Source organism: Luteibacter sp. Sphag1AF (assembly GCF_014192715.1).
Lineage (GTDB): Bacteria > Pseudomonadota > Gammaproteobacteria > Xanthomonadales > Rhodanobacteraceae > Luteibacter.
This window is the reverse complement of the sequence record NZ_JACHYH010000001.1, coordinates 1,026,971-1,046,331: the sequence shown is the minus strand read 5'-3', so window position 1 is coordinate 1,046,331 and position 19,361 is coordinate 1,026,971. Positions and strand designations below refer to the sequence as shown.

Annotated in this window: 16 protein-coding genes; 12 read left to right on the top strand and 4 right to left on the bottom strand. The window is 62.4% G+C overall.

Features of this window, described 5'->3' with window-relative positions:
• Positions 1-50 precede the first annotated feature (50 nt).
• A complete protein-coding gene (locus FHW69_RS04740) occupies positions 51-752 on the top strand; it encodes a YdcF family protein (protein WP_183421840.1) in 702 nt (233 codons plus the stop codon).
• A 96-nt stretch (positions 753-848) separates the two neighbouring features.
• Complete coding sequence (hemF, locus tag FHW69_RS04735) at positions 849-1,751, top strand: oxygen-dependent coproporphyrinogen oxidase (protein ID WP_183421839.1); 903 nt, start codon at positions 849-851, stop codon at positions 1,749-1,751.
• A 4-nt stretch (positions 1,752-1,755) separates the two neighbouring features.
• Here hemF and FHW69_RS04730 read toward each other — a convergent pair whose 3' ends face one another.
• Positions 1,756-2,403: a hypothetical protein gene (locus FHW69_RS04730; RefSeq protein ID WP_183421838.1), complete on the bottom strand. Its 648-nt coding sequence runs from the start codon at positions 2,401-2,403 to the stop codon at positions 1,756-1,758.
• Positions 2,404-2,546: 143 nt separating this feature from the next.
• On the opposite strand from FHW69_RS04730, the gene gpmA reads away from it, so the two are divergent.
• Both gpmA and FHW69_RS04720 read left to right on the top strand, forming a co-directional pair.
• Complete coding sequence (gpmA, locus tag FHW69_RS04725; RefSeq protein WP_183421837.1) at positions 2,547-3,281, top strand: 2,3-diphosphoglycerate-dependent phosphoglycerate mutase; 735 nt, start codon at positions 2,547-2,549, stop codon at positions 3,279-3,281.
• Between the two features lie 138 nt (positions 3,282-3,419).
• Positions 3,420-3,953 carry a DUF1453 domain-containing protein gene (locus FHW69_RS04720; RefSeq protein WP_183421836.1) on the top strand — a complete coding sequence of 178 codons (534 nt, stop codon included), beginning with the start codon at positions 3,420-3,422 and terminating at the stop codon, positions 3,951-3,953.
• A gap of 3 nt (positions 3,954-3,956) precedes the next feature.
• Here FHW69_RS04720 and glnK read toward each other — a convergent pair whose 3' ends face one another.
• Positions 3,957-4,295 carry a P-II family nitrogen regulator gene (gene glnK, locus FHW69_RS04715; RefSeq protein ID WP_183421835.1) on the bottom strand — a complete coding sequence of 113 codons (339 nt, stop codon included), beginning with the start codon at positions 4,293-4,295 and terminating at the stop codon, positions 3,957-3,959.
• Positions 4,296-4,490: 195 nt separating this feature from the next.
• Between glnK and FHW69_RS04710 the strand changes: the two genes are divergently transcribed.
• The 5 genes from FHW69_RS04710 (at position 4,491) to FHW69_RS04690 (ending at position 9,304) form a co-directional block, all read left to right on the top strand.
• Positions 4,491-4,745, top strand: a complete 255-nt coding sequence (locus FHW69_RS04710; RefSeq protein ID WP_183422280.1) for an accessory factor UbiK family protein — start codon at positions 4,491-4,493, stop codon at positions 4,743-4,745.
• Between the two features lie 140 nt (positions 4,746-4,885).
• Complete coding sequence (locus tag FHW69_RS04705) at positions 4,886-6,385, top strand: YifB family Mg chelatase-like AAA ATPase (protein ID WP_183421834.1); 1,500 nt, start codon at positions 4,886-4,888, stop codon at positions 6,383-6,385.
• A 251-nt stretch (positions 6,386-6,636) separates the two neighbouring features.
• Complete coding sequence (locus FHW69_RS04700; RefSeq protein ID WP_255494507.1) at positions 6,637-7,392, top strand: DUF2306 domain-containing protein; 756 nt, start codon at positions 6,637-6,639, stop codon at positions 7,390-7,392.
• Between the two features lie 65 nt (positions 7,393-7,457).
• Positions 7,458-8,516: a histidine kinase gene (locus FHW69_RS04695; protein ID WP_183421832.1), complete on the top strand. Its 1,059-nt coding sequence runs from the start codon at positions 7,458-7,460 to the stop codon at positions 8,514-8,516.
• Complete coding sequence (locus tag FHW69_RS04690) at positions 8,513-9,304, top strand: LytTR family DNA-binding domain-containing protein (RefSeq protein ID WP_183421831.1); 792 nt, start codon at positions 8,513-8,515, stop codon at positions 9,302-9,304. Before FHW69_RS04695 ends, FHW69_RS04690 begins: the two co-directional genes overlap by 4 nt.
• Here FHW69_RS04690 and FHW69_RS04685 read toward each other — a convergent pair.
• Both FHW69_RS04685 and FHW69_RS04680 read right to left on the bottom strand, forming a co-directional pair.
• On the bottom strand, positions 9,267-11,453 hold the full coding sequence (locus tag FHW69_RS04685; protein WP_183421830.1) for a pentapeptide repeat-containing protein: 2,187 nt from the start codon (positions 11,451-11,453) through the stop codon (positions 9,267-9,269). The genes FHW69_RS04690 and FHW69_RS04685 overlap by 38 nt on opposite strands.
• Before the next feature lie 149 nt (positions 11,454-11,602).
• Positions 11,603-15,229 (bottom strand): hypothetical protein, encoded by a 3,627-nt coding sequence (locus FHW69_RS04680; RefSeq protein ID WP_183421829.1) that lies wholly within the window; start codon positions 15,227-15,229, stop codon positions 11,603-11,605.
• 326 nt (positions 15,230-15,555) lie between these two features.
• On the opposite strand from FHW69_RS04680, the gene FHW69_RS04675 reads away from it, so the two are divergent.
• The 3 genes from FHW69_RS04675 (at position 15,556) to FHW69_RS04665 (ending at position 19,311) form a co-directional block, all read left to right on the top strand.
• Entirely contained in the window at positions 15,556-16,551 is a 996-nt protein-coding gene (locus tag FHW69_RS04675; RefSeq protein WP_221195367.1) for a helix-turn-helix domain-containing protein, read from the top strand.
• A 142-nt stretch (positions 16,552-16,693) separates the two neighbouring features.
• Positions 16,694-18,169 (top strand): benzaldehyde dehydrogenase, encoded by a 1,476-nt coding sequence (locus FHW69_RS04670; protein ID WP_183421828.1) that lies wholly within the window; start codon positions 16,694-16,696, stop codon positions 18,167-18,169.
• Positions 18,170-18,186: 17 nt separating this feature from the next.
• Complete coding sequence (locus FHW69_RS04665) at positions 18,187-19,311, top strand: NAD(P)-dependent alcohol dehydrogenase (RefSeq protein ID WP_183421827.1); 1,125 nt, start codon at positions 18,187-18,189, stop codon at positions 19,309-19,311.
• Positions 19,312-19,361 lie beyond the last annotated feature (50 nt).

Below are 19,361 nucleotides of genomic sequence, written 5' to 3'. Positions count from 1 at the left end.
TCGGGTCGCCGCTGCGCAGACTTTCGTTATTGCCCGCTTCCGTCCCTTCGATGACCCGACTTCTGAAGCCGTTCCGCCGTGGCGTATGGCGATATCTGTCCGATACCGACATCCTCCACGCGGGCCTCGTCACCCTGGTGGCCGTGCTGGCCAGCGGCGGGCTGGTGTACGTGGGGTATCTGATACACGTATGGCGCATGGCGTCGCGCAGCGCGATTGTGCCGCCCTCGGCCATGGTGCTGCTGGTCTTCGGCCGGCGGCTGGAGGATGACCTTCCCGAACACGACTACCAGGGCAGGCTGCGCCGTGGGCTGCTCTCGGCGCGGATGGGCCGCGCTGGCCGCGTGCTGCTGCTGGGCGGCATAAGCAGCGGCCATGTCTCCGAGGCCGAGGCGGGGCGGCGCTGGCTGGTCACGCAGGACTGGCCGGGCGACGTGCCGCTGGAACTGGAAGAGGCTTCCATTGATTCGCTGGAAAACCTGCGCCACGCGCGCAACATGCTGCGCACGGGTGAAGGGGCGCTGCCGCCCGTCGCACTGATCACGAGTCGTTATCATCTTGCCCGCTGCATGCTGCTGGCCCGCAGGCTGGGTTTCGACGCCATGCCCATCGCTGCGGAGTCGCGTTTGCCCCTCTCGCGACGATACGTCGCACGTATAGCGATGGAGGCCGGCTACATCATGTGGACCGACATCGGCCTGCGCTGGGCCGCGCTTATTGGCAATCGCCGCATGGGCGAGCGCATTTCCTGAGAACGGTCCCGGCTCCCCCGCGACTGCCTGCCGCAGGGACGCGCGTCGCCTCCTTGCTAAGCTTCTCCACGAACTCAACGACCAAGAACCGAAGTCATGTCCGAGCAAGCCGACGTTGCCGAATCGTTCCTTCGGGAACTGCAGGACCGCATCTGCGCCGCCATCGAAAAGGTGGATGGCTCAGCCCGTTTTGAGGAAGACGCATGGACTCGCGCTGCCGGCGGCGGTGGTCGCACGCGCGTGCTGCGCGATGGCGCTGTGTTTGAACAGGCGGGCGTCAACTTTTCCCGCGTTTACGGCACGCAGCTTCCCCCCAGCGCCACGGCACATCGTCCGGACCTCGCCGGTGGCAGTTTCGTGGCAACCGGCGTGTCGCTGGTGCTGCATCCGCGCAATCCGCATGTGCCGACCACGCACGCCAACGTCCGTTACTTTGAAGCGTCCAAAGAGGGCGTGGAGCCGGTGTGGTGGTTCGGCGGCGGGTTCGATCTCACGCCCTTCTATCCGGTGGATGAGGACATCACCCACTGGCACACGGTGGCACGCGACCTGTGCGCGCCTTATGGCGACGACGTATACGCTGACTACAAGCGCTGGTGCGATGAATACTTCTACCTGAAGCATCGCCATGAAACGCGCGGTGTCGGCGGACTCTTCTACGATGATCTGAACGCCGGTGGCTTTGACCGCTGCTTCGCACTGACGCGCGATGTGGGCCAGGGTTTTCTGGACGGCTATCTGCCTATCGTGGAACGCCGCAAGAACACGCCGTACACCGAGCGCGAGCGGGAGTTCCAGCTTTATCGGCGCGGCCGGTATGTCGAATTCAACCTGGTTTACGACCGCGGCACACTGTTCGGGCTGCAGTCGGGCGGCCGTACCGAGTCGATCCTGATGAGCCTGCCTCCGCGCGTGCGCTTTGAATACGCGTACGCACCGGAGGAAGGCAGTCCGGAAGCGCGGCTCAACGATTACCTCAAGCCGCGCAACTGGGTGTGATGCGTTACGGCGTGGCGCCGGAGAATTTGACCGGCGTGGCGCCCGTCACGGGGCCAATGGTGGCCTTGTCGCTGACGTGCAGTTCCACGTCGCGGCGGAATTCCAGGGGGCCCTGAACCACGGCGTTGGGGCCGATCACCACGCGCGGCAGGCGGCTGGACGAGCTGAACCAGCTGGGCTTCTTGACCAGAATGCCGCCCTCGACGCGCGAGTTGGCGCCCACGTCGATATCGCCATTGACCGTCTCCAGGCCACCACCCACGTGGGCAGCCTCAAGCACGATTGAGCCGTTGACGTTGGACGCGCGGCCGCGCACGTCCGCGCCCTGATTCAGATGAATGCCGCCGTTGACCGTTTCCACGGTGGTGGCGACCTGGGCTTTGGCGCCCATCGAGATGGCGCCATTGACCGTTTCCAGCGCGTTGGCCGTAGCGCTGTCGCCGAGGTTCACGGAACCGTTGACGGTATCGGCCTTTTTCACATGTGCGCCCGCTTCCACCTGCACCGATCCATTGACCGTGCTGACGTCGCCAGCGGTCTGGCCGGCCTCGACGCGCGCAGCGCCATTGACCTTGCTGACGTCGGTGTCCCCGGCAAACGCGGAGGCAGAAAGGGTAGCGGCGACCAGAAGGGACAGCAGTTGGCGATGCATGGGTGACTCCGCGGCGTTGAATGTGACGCTAGGATGCGCCAGATCCGCGCTTCGTTTAGCGTGACCTTCGGCAGGGGCGCCAAGTTGACGGCCCGCACCCGAGGTTCCAACATCTCCGTTTTAGCCCTCAAGCTGACGTTGCCATGTACAAACTCGTGATGATCCGCCACGGTCAGTCGACCTGGAACCTCGAAAACCGCTTCAGCGGCTGGGCCGATATCGACCTCAGCGAGCAGGGCGTCGAGGAAGCAAAGGAAGCCGGCCGCCTGCTCAGGGAAGCCGGTTACACGTTCGACGTCGCGCACACGTCGTATCTGAAGCGTGCCGTCCGCACGTTGTGGCACGTGCAGGACGTGATGGACCTGATGTGGATTCCGGTGGTTACCGACTGGCGCCTCAACGAACGTCATTACGGTGGCCTCACCGGCCTGAACAAGGCTGAGACGGCAGCGCAGTACGGCGAAGATCAGGTCAAGGTCTGGCGCCGCAGCTACGACATTCCGCCGCCGGCCCAGGCCGAAGCCGACGAGCCGGCTGATCTGCGCTACCAGCGCCAGGGCATTGCCGTGCCGCTGACCGAATGCCTCAAGGACACCGTCGAGCGCGTGCTGCCGTACTGGCACGAAGTGCTGGCTCCGGCCATCAAGTCTGGCCAGAACGTGCTGATGGCGGCCCACGGCAATTCCATGCGTGCCCTGGTCAAATTCCTCGATGGCATCTCCGATGACGACATCACGGAACTCAACATCCCCAATGGCATCCCGCTCGTCTATGAGTTCGACGAGAACATGAAGCCGGTCAGGCACTACTACCTCGGCAACGCCGAGGAGATCGCGGCGAAGATGGCCGCCGTGGCCAATCAGGGCAAAGCGAAGTAATCGCGTTCCCTTGCGGGTGTCTGCCCTGGCTTTGTGGCGGGCATGACACCCGTCACGCGCGATGGATGGCGCCCGACAGTCGGAAGGCCTGGGGCCGCCAGCTAAAGTGAACCCACTTACCAGTCAGGGGCACACATCATGCATTTCGATTTCGGAACCTACGCGCCGTTTCTTTTTGCCCCGCTGATCGTCCTGATGCTCTACCGGCGCCTGCGCAGCCACTTCGGCCAGCAGCCCATCCGGGTCAGGCGAATGACGACCCGACTGGTCATTTTCTCCATGATTGCCTGCGCCATGCTGTCATCCGTCCTTCAGGACGTGCGTCTGGGCGAGGGTGCGGCAGGCGGGCTCATCCTCGGAGCGGCGCTCGGTCTGGTGGGGCTGCGGTTCACCAGATTCGGACGCAATGAAGCGGGCGATACCTACACGCCCAATCCGTGGATCGGTGGCGCGCTGTCGATGCTGTTGATCGGTCGCCTCATCTGGCGCTTCGCCGCTCTGGCTCCGGTGTTTGCCGGTGCGGAGCATGCGGCCCAGGTCCACGGCCCGGCGCCGGGCAACAGCCCGCTGACCATGCTGGTCATTGGCCTGAACATTGGTTACTACATCGCTTACCTGGCTGGCGTGCTGCTGCGTCACCGCCAGCATCGCCTGGCCGCTTCGGCGGCCTGAGGCCTACAGGGCGTCGTTGTCCAGCTCGCCCGTACGGATACGGATGACCTGCTCCAGCGAGCTGACAAAGATCTTGCCGTCGCCAATCTTGCCCGTGCGGGCGGCGGCTGAAATAGCCTCAAGCACGCGCTCCAGCATATCGTCGGCGACCGCCACTTCCAGCTTGATCTTCGGCAGGAAGTCCACGACGTATTCCGCGCCGCGATACAGCTCCGTATGGCCCTTCTGCCGGCCAAATCCCTTGACTTCCGTGACCGTGACGCCCTGCACGCCGACATCGGCCAGTGCCTCACGGACGTCGTCCAGCTTGAACGGCTTGATGATGGCCACCACGAGCTTCATTGCTTCACTCCCATGGGGCGCGCCACATGCGCACACCCTGACGGGGCATTGTGCCACCTGAACGCGACGCCGTCCCGGCCCACCATCACGGGGAGGACTTTTGTAGGAAAAACCCTACACTACACAGCGGCGAGCGCCTATGGCAGCTTTCTGTGACTCATCTAGAATTTTCACTACGACATCGGGGTGCGCAAGATGGATGTGCAGGGTATCGATCAACTCGCACAGCGGTTGGCATCGTTGGTTCCGCCAGGATTGGCGCAAGCGCGTGAGGATCTGCACGCCAACTTCAAAGATATTCTGGCGCAAGGTTTGCGCCGCCTCGATCTCGTAACCAGAGAAGAATTCGATGTCCAGAGCCAGGTACTGGCTCGGACACGTGAGAAGCTGGAACAGCTGGAAAAGCGCCTCGCCGAGCTCGAAGCCGGTGCAGCAGCTCGCGGACAGTAGCCTGTTCGCCACCTCCCGGGAGCCGCCCCCGATTCGTCACCCTCACCCCGAGAGCGGTCGGGGGCGGTTATTTATCCAATGACGCAAGGAGCGCGTATGTCAGCCAGATCGACGTTCGGTCAGGCAGGCTCGAAGCTCCCATGAGCCTTGCGGTCACTCTGTCGCGTGCCCAGCAGGGCGTTTCCGCGCCACAGGTGGTCGTGGAAGTTCACCTGTCAGGTGGCCTCCCCAGCACGTCCATTGTCGGTTTGCCCGACTCCGCGGTGCGCGAAGCGCGCGACCGGGTCCGCGTGGCCATTCAGAACACCGCGTTTGAATACCCCAACCGTCGCGTCACCGTAAATCTCGCCCCTGCTGAATTGCCCAAAGATGGTGGTCGCTTCGACCTGGCCATTGCGCTGGGCATCCTTGCGGCTGGCTCGCAGGTTCCCAGGGAGCGGCTGGATGACTGTGAATTCCTCGGTGAGCTGGCGCTCTCCGGCGCCCTGCGTCCGGTACCCGGCATCCTGCCTGCCTTGCTCCGTGCCCGTGCACGTGGTCGCAGGGTCGTCGTTCCCCGGGCCAACGCCGCCGAAGCCGCCCTGGTCGGCCCGGCAGACATCCTCCTGGCTGACAGTCTCGCGGAAGTCTGTGCGTGGCTTCGCGGGGTAGGGGAGCTGGCGTCGCCGGAGGCATGCGACCTTGACCACCCGCCGTTCGCTGGCCCGGACATGCGCGACGTCCGCGGGCAGTGGCAAGCGCGGCGCGCGCTGGAAATAGCCGCCGCCGGCGGCCATCACCTGTTGCTGATGGGGCCGCCAGGCACGGGCAAGACCATGCTGGCCGAGCGACTGCCCGGCATTCTGCCGCCGATGACGGAAACCGAAGCGCTCGAAAGCTGTGCGCTGCGCTCATTGAGTGGTGAGGTCATTGATCCTTCCCGCTGGCGCCACCGCCCGTTTCGCGCTCCGCACCACACGGCGTCAGGCGCTGCGCTGGTGGGTGGCGGTTCATCGCCGCGGCCAGGCGAAATTTCGCTTGCCCACAACGGTGTCCTCTTTCTTGATGAGCTGCCCGAATTCAGCCGCCACGTGCTGGAAGTGCTGCGCGAGCCGCTGGAGTCCGGCGAAATCGTCATCTCCCGCGCCGCACGTCAGTGCACATTCCCCGCCGAGTTCCAACTGGTCGCGGCGATGAATCCCTGCCCCTGCGGTTACACCGACGACAGTCGCCAATCCTGCCGATGTACCCCGGACCAGGTGCAGCGCTACCGCTCGCGCATCTCCGGCCCGCTGATGGATCGCATCGACATGTGCGTGGACGTGCCGCGCGTGCCGTTATCGGCACTCAGCGCCCCCCCGGGACCCGGCGATGACGACACCGCCACCGTCCGCGCCCGTGTCATTCGCGCAAGAGAAAAAGCCCTGCTTCGCGCAGGTCAGCCCAACGCCAACCTCAGCGTCGTCAATCTTGAGCGCGACTGCGCGCTACCGCCCACCGAACGTCGCTGGTTCGAACAATCGCTGGAAAAACTGGGTTGCTCCGCCCGCGCCTATCACCGCGTGCTGCGCGTAGCACGGACCATCGCCGACATCGAGGGTGGCACCGGGTGCGTGGAGAAAAATCATCTGGCCGAAGCGTTGATGTACAGGCGGGGCTGACCGGCAACGGATCACCATTCATCCGTCCACGCCACCGTCCATCCGCTCTGTGGCGTTACTGGTACAGAACGCGCCACATCCCACCGACACCTGATTGAACAATGGGCTCCGTCATTCAACGGAGTCGTTTGCTCATGTCCGACATCTTTTCGTCCTCAGCGGTATTGGCCGGGGCGTCTGCGCGGCCTGCACGGCCCAGAATCTCTCGTGCCAGCCGGGTGCTCAGGATCGCTGCCACGGCGTGGGTGAGCATGGCGGGAGCGAGTCAGCTGGTGTTTGCCAGTTACGTGGTGCTTTTCTATGGGCGCGCGCAACTGGCATCGCAGCCGCAGCGCTGGAACGAAATCATGAATCGCGGATACGTCAAGGGCGACGTGGTGTTCAATGCGGTGCTCGGTCTGCATCTGGCGATGGCGGTAGCCATCATGCTGGGGGGATTTCTTCAGCTGATGCCGCGATGGCGGCAACTGGCGCCTGGATTTCACCGCTGGAATGGGCGTATCTACATGTTGCTGGCGCTTGGCATGGGTGTCGGCGGCCTTTCCCTGATATGGATTCGCGGTGGCGCTGCGGGCGACCTGTCGCAACATCTGGGTACGAGCTTCAATGCTGTTCTGATCATTGCGTTTGCCGGAGCGGCATGGCGACACGCCCGCGCCCGTCGCTTCGATGCGCATCGTCGTGCTGCGTTGAGATTGTTTCTGGTAGTGAGCGGTGTGTGGTTCTTCAGGGTGGGGCTGATGCTCTGGCTGGTGGTGAATCAGGGGCCGGTGGGGTTCGATCCCAGGACGTTCACCGGCCCCTTCCTGACGCTACTGGCCTTCGCGCAGACGCTGTTGCCACTGGCTGTGCTTGAGGCGTGGCTACGTGCAACCAAAGAAACCCGTCCCGTCATTCAGTGGGCCACGGCCGGCATGCTGATCGTTTGCGGTCTGGCCACGCTTGTCGGCTCGGCCGCCGCCGCGGCGATCATGTGGTGGCCCAACATGCTGCCCACCGCCGGCTAACCGGGCCCATCGAGCGGCCACCCGTTCTTTGGCTATGCTTGGCTTTCACTGCACCCGAGGCGTCCATGCCGTTGTCGCAAACACTGCCATCGCCGCTGAGCATCCGGCGTCTGCTGACAGTGGCAGCCCTGTGCGCCGTTTTCGGTGCTCTTGTGTCGCTAAGTTGGGATCACTGGATGCAGGCAGTCGTACGGGTGTTTGCACTGGGCTTTTCTGCGTTGCTGGTGTTCGCCGCGTTCGAGCGCTGGCCGCGTCGCCTTCCATCCTGGATCGCGCGCTGGGTGCTTCAGGTGGTGGGTGTGGCAATCATCATCCCGCTGGTGGCTCTGATTATCTATATCGCGTCGACAAAGTCGGGAGCGCCGCCGTTCTGGCACGATGGCGACCGTATGAGCGGCTTCTGGACTCTGAGTGTCGGTGGCGTACTGGTCGCTCCGTGGATCGCGTTGACGGCACTGGTGAGGCAGAAAGACGCGCTGGCGCGCTATCAGGCTCTGGAACTCGACCTTCAGCGTACTCAGCTTGACCGTGTGGCGGCTGATGCGAAGCTGCAACTCATGCAACGTCAGGTTGCACCGCACTTCCTTTTCAATACGCTGGCCAACATCCAGGCGCTTATCGACTCAGGTTCGCCAAAATCGGCGGAGGTAATGCGCAACCTTGTTGCCTATCTGCGTGCGGCTGTGCCGCGCCTGCACACCCCTTTGGTTCCTCTGGCCGACGAGCTTGCTCTGGTCCGCGCCTATCTGGCGCTCATGCACATGCGCATGCCTGATCGACTTACGTATAGCGTGGATGCCGAGGGCGATACGGCTACGCCATGCTGTCCGGGCCTGACCTTGCTCACGCTGGTGGAAAATGCAGTGAAGCACGGCATTGATCCCAACGAAGAAGGTGGCCGGATCACAGTCACCGCGCGATCTGATGCGGGGCGATGGTGTCTGCGGGTGGACGACACGGGGGCGCAGGTCGCGACGGCTTCGCCGGGCCTGGGGACCGGATTGAACACGTTGCGGGACCGGCTCTTTCTCGAGTTCGGGAACGAGGCCCAATTGCGCATGGAGCCCCTTCAGCCACGTGGCATGCGCGCCGAAGTGTTCGTGCCCGTACGGGAGGTGACATGACAAATACGAGGCCCACCGCGCTGGTGGCAGACGACGAGCCGCTGCTTCGTGAAGCGCTGATTCGTCAGCTCGGCGTGGCATGGCCCGATCTGCGCATCGTGGCAGAAGCGCGCAATGGCAAGGACGCGATACGCCTCTTTGACCTGCATCATCCGGACGTCTGTTTTCTGGATATCCGGATGCCGGGCCTGTCGGGCATCGATGTGGCACAGGCTGTTCAGGGGCGCTCGCATGTCGTGTTCGTTACTGCCTACGACGACTATGCTGTGCAGGCGTTCGCGCACGCCGTGCTCGACTATCTGGTGAAGCCGGTGGAATTGTCCCGGCTGATCGACACCGTCGCGCGCGTGAAGGCCCGGCTTGGCTCAACCTCGGTGACCGTCGACATGGCCGAACAGTTGCGTCAATTGAGCGTCCGCCTGGACGCTGCCACGCGCCCTGCCGAAGCACCACTGAAGTGGCTGAGCGCGCAGATTGGCCAGACGTTGAAGATGATTCCGGTGGAATCCATCGACTATCTTCGTTCAGACGCCCGATACACGCGCGTGGCCTGGCACGATGATGCGGGCCATCCGCGCGAGGCCATTCTGACTATGTCGCTGAAGGAACTTGCCGCGAAGCTCGATCCCACGCGATTCCTGCAAGTGCATCGCTCGGTGCTCGTCAATGTGCACGCGGTGTCACACGTTGTTCGCGCTGGAAACGAAACGGCCGAGATTCATTTGCGCAGCAGGCAGGAAATCTTGCCGGTCAGTCGAGCGCATGTGCATCTGTTTCGGGCGATGTAGTCGGGTTGCCATGTTCAGTCATCGTACTCTTGGCCTTGTATTGCCATACCTGCGGCCCGCGCACTCTGCGCAATGAGGCTTCCGCACAGGGACCGTTGTCTCGGTTGGGGCAGGTTGTTGCGTCGTCCGTCATGCTCTCCACGATGATGGTGCGCTGGTAAGCCAGCGATATGGGCACCGTGAAACCCTCGATGGCGAGCGTATTCTCGTCTTGCACCATTTCATCACCGGCGATGAGCGCGCTCGCCATCTTTGCGCTGCCCAGATCCGCATCGGTGAAGTCAGCACCCAGCAGGCAGGCGCCGGTAAGTATCGCCTGCTGCAGCGAAACGCCCTTGAAGTTGCAGTTGACCAGACAGGTCCCGGCAAAGTTCACCCCTGCCATCGACTTCAACTTTGCCCCGCTGAAATCCACAGCGGCCAGATAGGCTCCCGTGAACACGGCTCGTGTAAGCGTGGCGTCCGCCATCGTCCCGCTGAAACGTACGAGACTGAGGTTCGCACCCAGTGAATCCGGAGATCCATTGAGGTAGGCGCCCTTGAAGTTGGTTTCAGTCAGTCTGGCCTGGCTCAAGTCCGCAACCAGCGATGCCCCCGCGCGCTCACCGGGCTTCGAATCAAGACGCGCCCCATTGAACATGGCGTAGGACAGTTCCGAGCCCGACAGATTTACGCCATGCATGATGGCGTTCGTGAAGATAGTGCGCCAGATGACGCAGCTGGCCATCTTCGCACTGGTCAGATCTGCTCCCGTGAAGTCAGGGAAGGTTTCGGGCTTGCCCGACACAGCGGTTGCTTTCGCACCGCTCAGTCGTGCGCCGCGCAACCGTGCACCCACGAATTTCGCTCCGGTCAGGTCGATGCCGTCCGCAAAACTATAGTTGTCAGGAAGGATGGCGTAATGCCCCTGGAAATTCCTGAGTGTTTTCAGCGACCCATGAATCGTTGCACCGGTCAGGTCGAGCATGCGCCAGTTCGTCTCGCCGATGACGGCCAGGGGCACCTGGGCGCTTTTGAATCTGGCATAGTTCGTTGAGCTATCCGGTGAGGGTGCGTCGCTTCTGTGAAATGCAGGACGTCCGACAATCGTTGCCATTCGCAGATCGCAACCACTGAAATCGATGTGGTACAGCGTTGCGCTCGTGAAATCCACGAGCGGCGAGCCGGCCGGCAGGTCGAGCGAGGCATTTTCAAATGACGCGTCGGTAAGCGTGCTCGCCTTGAATGTGCTGCCACCGATTCTGGTTTTGCGGAACGTGGCTCCGGTCAGGTTGGCGTTCTTGAAAAGGGCTCCGGCGGCATTGGCCTCATCGAATGCGACGCGCGCAGCGCTTGCGTCCGTGAAGTCTGCATGGAGAAGATCGGCTTTCTTGAAGCTCGCTTCGTCGAGCGTGGCTCCCGTGAAACAGACCTTGCCAAGACTGCATCCATCAAGAACAGCCTTGGTGAGCACGGCTTTCTCGAAGCGGGTATCGAACATCGCGTAGGTGCGATCAAAACTCTTTGCAGAGAACTTCGCACCGGGAAATTTCGCACCCCGTGCGTCAACGCCGCTGAAAATGGCATCGGTGAGGTTGGCGCCCGTGAAGTCCGCACCGGCCAGGTCGGCATTGTTGAATGCCGTTCCCACGCAGCTGGCGCCGTTGAACCTGGCATTCCCCAGGAAGGCTGACGTGAAGCTTGCGTAATCAAGCTTCGTTCCCTTGAACGACTGCCCCGAATGAATCCTGTGACGCAGCCCGAGGACATAACTCAGGTCGGCATTGTCCATGGGGCCGTCGCGCCACTCCTGCACGGCGTCCAGTCGCCATGGTGCATCGTCGAACTGATTCTGAGGAGCTAGCCAGAACGTGGGGCTGCCTCCCGTCGCGCGTACGGTAAGGCGGCGGTTGCGGCGCCGATGCATCAGTCGAAGTTCGCCCGGCCCACGCGGTTCGGTGATGAATTGCGTGGCCTGGTGATAGTCGAACATATTCATGCCGCTTACGGCGTCGCTATCTCCCATGATGACGACAAAGCCACCAGACATGGGCAGCGTCAGATTTCCAGGCATCGCCTGGAGTACGACGACGTTTTTTGTTCCATCCGGAAAGCGTAAGTCATACAGGGCGAACAGCATCGCTTCGGTCGCGTTGGTGGTCAGTGCCACTTCCGCACTGTTGTTCTTTCCGGCAAGAAAGTAGCGATGGGGTGCGACCTCCATCGACAGCCTGTACTTGCCGCGAAAGAGCAGGTCGAAATCGGCCCCGCCTCCGGAGCCGATGTGTTTGTCGAGCGATTTGTGCACAGATGTTTCCATCAACTGGCAGAAGGCGCGGGGGGAATCCACAGACTGACGGAAGGCTCCGGACGCCCGTCCTTGCCGTAGATGACCTCGTAGTTCAGCGAGAACATGTTGCGCAAAAGATCAACCGTGATCTTGTCCGCCGTCACCCTCGGTGTGGACGTCAGGAACGTGCCATCGGGCTGATAGAGGTCAACCATGTAGTTCTCCGGCCTGACCGGGCTCCGGCAGCGCAGTACGTACAGATACCCCTTGGCCTCGACGGCTAGGTCCAGATACGTTGAGTTCTCCGAATCCCTGAGCGCCATGATCGATGTCTTCTGACCGCTTTTCGCATCCTTGAAATACGCGACAGGCTTTCCCTGAAGATCGAATGCCTGAATGCGATTGTTGCCGCTCTCCAGAATCAGCACGCGACCATCCAGGCCGGTGGCAATGGCACGCGGCCCGCTGAGCATTCCCTCGCGAAGCCCTTCGCCCGATGCCATTGTCGCCAGCGGTGCCTTGTCATCAGTGGTATGGGCGGTCGGCAATTGCAGGATGTAGATCTTGTGCGTGGAGTAGTTGATACCGATTACCGCACCCTGCGGATGCAGGATGTAGCGATCCATCGCCATCGGGAAGCGCCCCCAGCTTTCATTGCTTCGTGTCTTGAATGCGGGTGGCTGGCCCCGGTAAGTCAGCGCAACGCGGCGGATGTGCATGCCACCGGCGGGGTTTCGTACGGCGTCGAAGTCGCCGCGCGTGGAGTCGGCGAAGAAGTTGCGGCCGGTGCCGTTCTGCGGGCTGGCAACGTCATAGAACACGCCCGGAGGACTGTTGAAGCCGACGGCCGGCGTGGCATAGGCGCTATCGGGATCTTCCAGTGTCGACAGATTCTGCAGCGTATACATCGACTGATTGACTGGCGTCGCGGACGCGTCATCCAGGGGAACGTTGAGCCCCGTGGCCTGCCACGCATAAGCCATCATGGCCGGACGTTGCGCGGTGGTGATCGACATCAGCCGCTGAATGGACTTTTTCGGGTCCGTTGGCGCAGTGGCCGAGGTGGCATCCGGGGACACCTTCACAGCATGCCAGTAGTGTCCGCCACGGGCCTGGTCGTAAGCGATTTTCGATGCGTGCGTGTAGACCGAGTCTTTCGTCAACGGCACTTCGTTGGTGGTGATCTCCAGGCCATTGATGACGAGGGTGGCATCCTTTGTGCCGCGCGCGTCGATCCAGCCCGATTCGCCCTGGCCCGCCTGCCAGCCGTTGGCCGCGTAGAAGAACACGTAGACCTTCAGGCGTCCGCCTGCCGGAATGTCCTTGAACATCACCTTGATCGGTTTGCTCCACGGCGGCCCGTTGCGCAGCTGGAATTCCTGCTTGGGCAATGTGGCGCCCTTGTCGTACACCACGGCTACCGAGTAGCTGGTGGCAACGTCCGGGAAACGATGGAAGTTGTGATCCGGAACAAGCGTCACATCCAGGTCAATCGCTCGGGTAATCTCGGCGTTGAACACCCATGGCGATGATGCGACTTCGATACTGGTCTGCGCCAGCTGGGCCGCCGTGACGGCACCGCTGACCACGGTGGTCAGCACGTTGAGGAAGGGAACCGCGCGCGCGGCCATGCCGGCGGCGTATTCCTTCAGCAGATATTGGCCAAGTGCAGTCGCGGGCGACAGCAGCATCGGTCCCAGCGTAATCGCGCAATTTTTCACCGCGATCATCGGGTCCTGTGACGTGCCGATATATGCCGCAGAGCCTCCCGCCACCAGGAAGGCCGCGACGGTGCACACGGCGAACAGGACTTCCGTATTGGCCACAAGTTCAACCACGGTCTTGGAGTTGGTCACCGCCGTGCCGGCCACCAGAAGTATCATGGGGACGGCCATCTCCATCACTACCGTCAGCGCGAAGCCGACCGGACACACTGCACCGTCATAGCTGCCGCCGCTTCCCAGACCCCCGAAATAGATCTGCACCGACCGCGCGTCTGCTGGAACCGGAATGGAAATCCGCGTCGGATCAGGCGGTACAGGAATGGCAAATACCGTGCGTACCGGCGGCACCAGGTCCAGGAACTTTGTGTTGTCGTCCTGTTGAAACAGCGAGCGCAGGCCGCTGGGAATCTTCTCGGACCAGTTCGTGGGAGTGATGACTTTTCCGCTTTCATCCAGATAGCGCACGCATGCAGAAAGGTGGCGAAGCCATTCGTTCGTGCAGGTGAGCGTCAGCGTGCCATACGCGCTGTCATCTGCAATTGGAAACGGGCGAACGTCTTTATCGCGCTGGCCAGGAATGCCGATACCCAGCATGCCCGTGGGCGAGGGGCCCAGTTCCCTGGCCGCAATGCTGAAGGTGAGCGCCGTGCGCAGGTCGTTGAGCTTGAACCGCCCTGTCGCGCTGGCCTTGCTGGATACCGGAGGCACGGCGGCATCGCCGCTGAATACGGCATCGAATTCCACTTCCTTGCCGTCGACAACCGGGCCCCTGGGCAGAAGTTGCGCACGCAATATGCCGCTGGGATGCTCCGGCGTGCACAACGAAACAAACATGCCGCCAGCCAGAAGTTCCTTCACTGCTTCGGGGCTAAGCGCGGCCTTTCCTGGCTCGGAGTTCAGCCAGATGTCCGTCGTGTTGAAGACCTTCTGCTGAGTGGCAGGCTTGAATTCCAGCGACGGATTGACCGACAGGCCGGAGCCCGGCGTGCGATTGGCCAGCGACCACTTATAGGGACCGGCGGCCACCGCGCTGCTATCGCTGGCCAGGAGCGCCTGATGCGGGGCGAGGCCATCGTCGGCAGAAGCGCCATAGGTATCGGTGGTGGTGCCGTACTGCAAGCTCCACTTCACATCGCGCAGAACGTTGTCGCTCTTGATGAGCTTGATTGCATAGGCGAGCGGGGCACGCAGCGCGGCTTGCACTTCGGGATGCAGCACGCGCGTGTAGACCGGGTTGCCCGCTGCGTCCACCAGCGGTTTGTCGTCCGGACCCTTCGCGACCTGGGTATCCACCCAGTCATCCCCCAGCATGCTGATGATTTCGATCAGCTCGCCCGTCCGCATCAATGCTTTGCGGATGCAGCGCTCCATGATGTAGCCGGGCTTGTCGTCGGTGCCGTTCTTGGCATCGAGATAGATGATGTCCGGATGCTGGAAAAGCAGCGAGGCGGCGCACTCGTAAGGCGTCTGCCACAGAGCGAGATCCTCCGGCTCTGCGTCATCGACGTGCGCGTCATTCGCCAGCAGCTTCGCCAGCCGGATGAGTTTCGGATGGCTTTCCATCTCCGTGCCGGGTTGCTCACGAATGGTCTGCACCGCATTGCGCAGACCACTTCTGGGAAGGTGGATGCCCAGATGCACGGTCTTTTCGGCGGGCAGGCCATTGACCAGAACGACCCGGGTCACCTCCATCAGCGCAACCGCGTCTCCGGGCAGTTCCACTTCGATGTAGTGGGTCAGGTCATCATTCGTGGCGTGGCGCAGAAAGCCATGTTTTGCGCGCGCCGCGAGTCGCGTCGCTTCGGTATGCGGCTTCAGCGGGAAGCGTTGCAGGCACACGTTCAGTGTGAGCTCGTGCGATTCCTCGACCTTCGGCAGGCTGAAGTGCAGAAGGTGGGATTCTTTCGGCCGTGACTGCCATGCGACGCTCATGCTGACTTCCCCTGTTTGAATGACGTTCTGTTCCCCGGGTAAACGCATCCGGGGCCTCAGTCCGCGCGAGCATATGGCAAGGAGGAGGGCCCCGGCTTCCGCCAGAACAAAAGTGAGACGCACGGTTAAGAGGGCGCCCTGGCACCCTCACAACGAGGCTGAATTTGCATACTGATCTGAGATAGCATCGCCCTTTCAGGGCGATCCGCTCCCACACCGTTTCACCACGTCAGCAAACGCATATGGGGCAACCCACTCCCCCCATCCGGGCGTACTCCGAGGCCGTTCTTCAGGCCATGTCTGCCCGTTACCTGAGGCACACGCGCATGGCTTCCGGCGACGCAGGGTCCACGCTCATCCGTGAGCAGTTTTCCGTGGCCAATGAGCGGGTGGATTTGCAGATGCTGGCGTGGAGCGATTACGTCGGTCGCATCCTCGACGTGCCGATCTCCCGTGCCCATGTGAAGCGCGGTTTCGACGGGCAGATCGAGACATTTGTGCTGGATGGCCTGATCTATCTGGACAGCCGAACCGACCCTGTATCGCAGGAACGCACCCTCGCGCGGATTTCCACCGACAACATGACGGACTTCTGTTTTCATGTGGCCGTGGAAGGCATTGCCGATACCCAGACCCTGTCGTCCCATCAGCGCAAGTCGACCCAGTACGTGCCGGGTATTCTCGCGCTGGACATGAGTCAGCCGATGCTGATGAAGCGCCCGACCCGTGCGCGCGTTCTTGCATTCTTCTTTCCGCGCAGCGTGGTGAATGCAGCCATTCCCGAGGCTGAGTCGATTCACGGGCAGGTGCTTGGTTACACGTCCCCGCTGACGATGCTGTTGCGGCAGTCGTTGCTTGACCTGTGTGACGAGCTTCCAGGCATGGCGCCCGCTGAAGCCGAACGGGCACTGCGCACCTGTGCCGGGCTGATTCTTGCGGCATTCGGCAAGCAGGCACGCGCCAGCGGCCAGGTGAGGGCGGCGGCACGCGATGCGATGCTCGGGCGCATCAAGCACTACATCCATGGGAACCTTCATCGCCGTGATCTGACGCCGGATAACGTGCTCAGCATGTTCCCTCTTGCCCGCCCGACGCTCTATCGCATGTTCGAGCACGAGGGCGGCCTGCACGCGTACATCCGCAATTCGCGTTTGCGTCAGGCGGCAGACGAGCTGGCGCAGACGGCGCCCGTTCCCATTGCGCAGATCGCCTCGCGTCTGGGCTTTCGCTATGCCTCCGATTTCACCCGCGCCTTCCGCCGCGCCTATGGCATGGCGCCGGCAGAATTCGGTGCCATGAAGCTGGAATGGCTCACCCTCTGAGGCGCCGTGTGTTCAGAACCTGAACACCCCGCGTGCTACACCCGGGATGCCACAAGGCCGAAGCGGGCGTTGTCAAAGGTCCAATACCCAATCCGTGCCCATGCGCTCCCAATAGGGCGACAACACATCGTGAGAGGGCTCCATGGACACCACGCACCGCACCTCCCTCTTGCCGCCAGACGTGCTCGACGGCAAGTTGTTTACAGGCCAATGGACGAAGGGCGCCCTCGGCGCTGCTGACGTCGTAGAGCCCGCCACCGGTGAGATCCTCGCAAAGATCGGCATGGCTGATGCCAGCCAGGTCAACCAGTCTGCCCGTACCGCGTCCGTGGCGCAGATCGCATGGGCAGCGCTTGCTTATGATGAGCGGAGTGCCACGTTGCGCCGCGCGGCATCCTTCGCCGAGGCGCATCAAGCAGAGATGGTCGAATGGCTTGTGCGCGAAAGCGGCTCTACCCGCCTGAAGGCGCAGTTTGAAGTGGCAGTATCCATCAAGGTGCTGCATGAAGCGTCGGCCCTGCCGTCCAGAAGCGTAGGCGAGGTGCTTCCGTCCAACGCAGGACGCATCAGTCTCGCGCGTCGACGCCCGCTGGGTGTGGTGGGCGTAATCTCACCCTTCAATTTCCCGCTGTACCTCGCCATCCGCGCGGTTGCGCCTGCGTTGGCCCTGGGCAACGCGGTGGTGTTGAAACCCGATCCGCGCACGTCCATCTGCGGGGGTTTCGTCATCGCCCGGCTGTTTGAACTGGCTGGGTTGCCCGAGGGTGTGCTTCATGTCCTGCCGGGTGACGGCGCGGCGGGTGCGGCACTGACCAGTGCACCTGAAGTGGCCATGATCCAGTTCACCGGTTCCACGGCAGCTGGACGGAAGGTGGGTGAAGCGGCGAGCCGCAATCTCAAGAAAGTATCGCTGGAACTGGGCGGCAAGAACTCGCTCATCATTCTGGACGACGCCGACCTCGACCTGGCGATCGCCAATACGGCCTGGGGTGTTTACCTGCATCAGGGGCAGATATGCATGGCGACGGGCAGGGTGCTTGTGCAGCGTGGCATTTACGACCGCTTCCTTGCGGCGTTGGTCGCAAAGGCAGGCAGTCTGGTCGTGGGCGACCCTGCCAGGGGTGACGTCGCCATCGGGCCGCTCATCAACGCCGCACAGCGTGACCATGCTGCCCGCGTGGTTGCGGCAGCGAAAGCCGCAGGTGCCACGGTCGAAACGGGTGGCAACTACAGCGAGCTTTTCTTCGAGCCCACGGTGCTGAGCGGCGTGACGCGGGAAAACCCGGCGTTCCACGAAGAGATCTTTGCACCCGTGGCGGTGTTGGTGCCATTCGACACTGACGAAGAAGCGGTGGAGCTTGCCAACGATACCGAGTACGGCCTGTCGATGGGTGTGATGTCGCGCGATGTGGGGCGTGCGTTGAAGCTGGGCGAGCGGTTGCGTACCGGCTTGCTGCATATCAACGATCAGACCGTTAACGATGAAGTCATCAACCCGTTCGGCGGCGTGGGCGCATCGGGTAACGGAACGAGCATCGGTGGCCCGGCCAACGGGGAAGAATTCACCCAGTGGCAGTGGCTGACCATCAAGAGCGACGCACCCGCGTACCCGATCTGAACATTAGGAGGAAACCCATGACAGCTTCTCAGGCATTGCGCGACATCACGGTTGCCGTCGTCCGCTCCAAAGGCGCTCCGTTCACCATCGAGAAGGCGCGCATCCGTGCCCCGAAAGACGATGAAGTGCTTGTTCGTGTCGTAGCAACAGGGCTTTGCCACACCGATCTGATCGTGCGCGATCAGTACTATCCCGTGCCGCTTCCGGCCGTGCTTGGTCATGAAGGCTCGGGTGTGGTCGAGGCGGTCGGTCCCGGTGTAACCACACTGGCCGTGGGCGATCACGTCGTGCTGACCTACGGCGCGTGTGGTCACTGCAACCCATGCAGCGGTGGGCATGGCGCATATTGCCGCGATTTCTTTGGCCTCAATTTCAGCGGCGCCGACCTGCATGGCGATACCGCCATCCAGGACCCGGATGGCCATGCGTTGCACGACCACTTCTTCGCGCAGTCGTCTTTCGCCACCTATGCGATCAGCCGGCAGAACAACGCGATCAAGGTTCCCACCGATGCGCCGCTCGAACTGCTTGGTCCGTTGGGCTGTGGCATTCAGACCGGTGCCGGTGCGGTGATGAATTCGATGAAGGTGCGCGCCGGAAGCAGCTTTGCCAGCTTCGGCGCAGGGGCCGTGGGCCTCAGTGCCGTGATGGCGGCGCGCGCTGTGGGCGCGACGACGATCATCGCCGTAGACGTTGTGCCTTCACGGCTGGAACTTGCCATCTCGCTGGGTGCGACGCACACGATCAATAGTCGTGAGGTTGATCCGCTGGAGGTCATTCGTGAGATCACGGGAGGCGGTGTGGATTTCGCCCTTGAATCGACGGGGCGCCCGGACGTGCTTGCGGTGGGCATCGAAGCGCTGGGCGGCCTGGGCGTCATGGGGGTTGTCGGTGCGCCGCCACTGGGCACGAAGGCCGAGTTCGACGTCAATAATCTTCTGTTGGGTGGCAAGAGCATTCGCGGCATCGTGGAGGGTGACAGCGTGCCGCAGATATTCATCCCGCAATTGGTCGCTCTGTATCAGCAGGGAAAGTTCCCGTTTGACCGGCTGGTGAAGTTCTATCCGCTGTCCGAGATCAATCAGGCCGCCGAAGACAGCACGCGTGGCGTGACGCTGAAGCCCATTCTGAAGATCGGCTGAGATCGCTGGCGGAGGGGTTTTCTGCGCGGGTGTATTCTTGTGAGGGACGG

What these genes read in the sequence shown, in the direction of transcription:
- FHW69_RS04740 (WP_183421840.1), top strand. Translation starts at nt 51, where the DNA reads ATGACCCGACTTCTGAAGCCGTTCCGCCGTGGCGTATGGCGATATCTG.
- hemF (WP_183421839.1), top strand. Translation starts at nt 849, where the DNA reads ATGTCCGAGCAAGCCGACGTTGCCGAATCGTTCCTTCGGGAACTGCAG.
- FHW69_RS04730 (WP_183421838.1), bottom strand. Translation starts at nt 2,403, where the DNA reads ATGCATCGCCAACTGCTGTCCCTTCTGGTCGCCGCTACCCTTTCTGCC.
- gpmA (WP_183421837.1), top strand. Translation starts at nt 2,547, where the DNA reads ATGTACAAACTCGTGATGATCCGCCACGGTCAGTCGACCTGGAACCTC.
- FHW69_RS04720 (WP_183421836.1), top strand. Translation starts at nt 3,420, where the DNA reads ATGCATTTCGATTTCGGAACCTACGCGCCGTTTCTTTTTGCCCCGCTG.
- glnK (WP_183421835.1), bottom strand. Translation starts at nt 4,295, where the DNA reads ATGAAGCTCGTGGTGGCCATCATCAAGCCGTTCAAGCTGGACGACGTC.
- FHW69_RS04710 (WP_183422280.1), top strand. Translation starts at nt 4,491, where the DNA reads ATGGATGTGCAGGGTATCGATCAACTCGCACAGCGGTTGGCATCGTTG.
- FHW69_RS04705 (WP_183421834.1), top strand. Translation starts at nt 4,886, where the DNA reads ATGAGCCTTGCGGTCACTCTGTCGCGTGCCCAGCAGGGCGTTTCCGCG.
- FHW69_RS04700 (WP_255494507.1), top strand. Translation starts at nt 6,637, where the DNA reads ATGGCGGGAGCGAGTCAGCTGGTGTTTGCCAGTTACGTGGTGCTTTTC.
- FHW69_RS04695 (WP_183421832.1), top strand. Translation starts at nt 7,458, where the DNA reads ATGCCGTTGTCGCAAACACTGCCATCGCCGCTGAGCATCCGGCGTCTG.
- FHW69_RS04690 (WP_183421831.1), top strand. Translation starts at nt 8,513, where the DNA reads ATGACAAATACGAGGCCCACCGCGCTGGTGGCAGACGACGAGCCGCTG.
- FHW69_RS04680 (WP_183421829.1), bottom strand. Translation starts at nt 15,229, where the DNA reads ATGAGCGTCGCATGGCAGTCACGGCCGAAAGAATCCCACCTTCTGCAC.
- FHW69_RS04675 (WP_221195367.1), top strand. Translation starts at nt 15,556, where the DNA reads ATGGCTTCCGGCGACGCAGGGTCCACGCTCATCCGTGAGCAGTTTTCC.
- FHW69_RS04670 (WP_183421828.1), top strand. Translation starts at nt 16,694, where the DNA reads ATGGACACCACGCACCGCACCTCCCTCTTGCCGCCAGACGTGCTCGAC.
- FHW69_RS04665 (WP_183421827.1), top strand. Translation starts at nt 18,187, where the DNA reads ATGACAGCTTCTCAGGCATTGCGCGACATCACGGTTGCCGTCGTCCGC.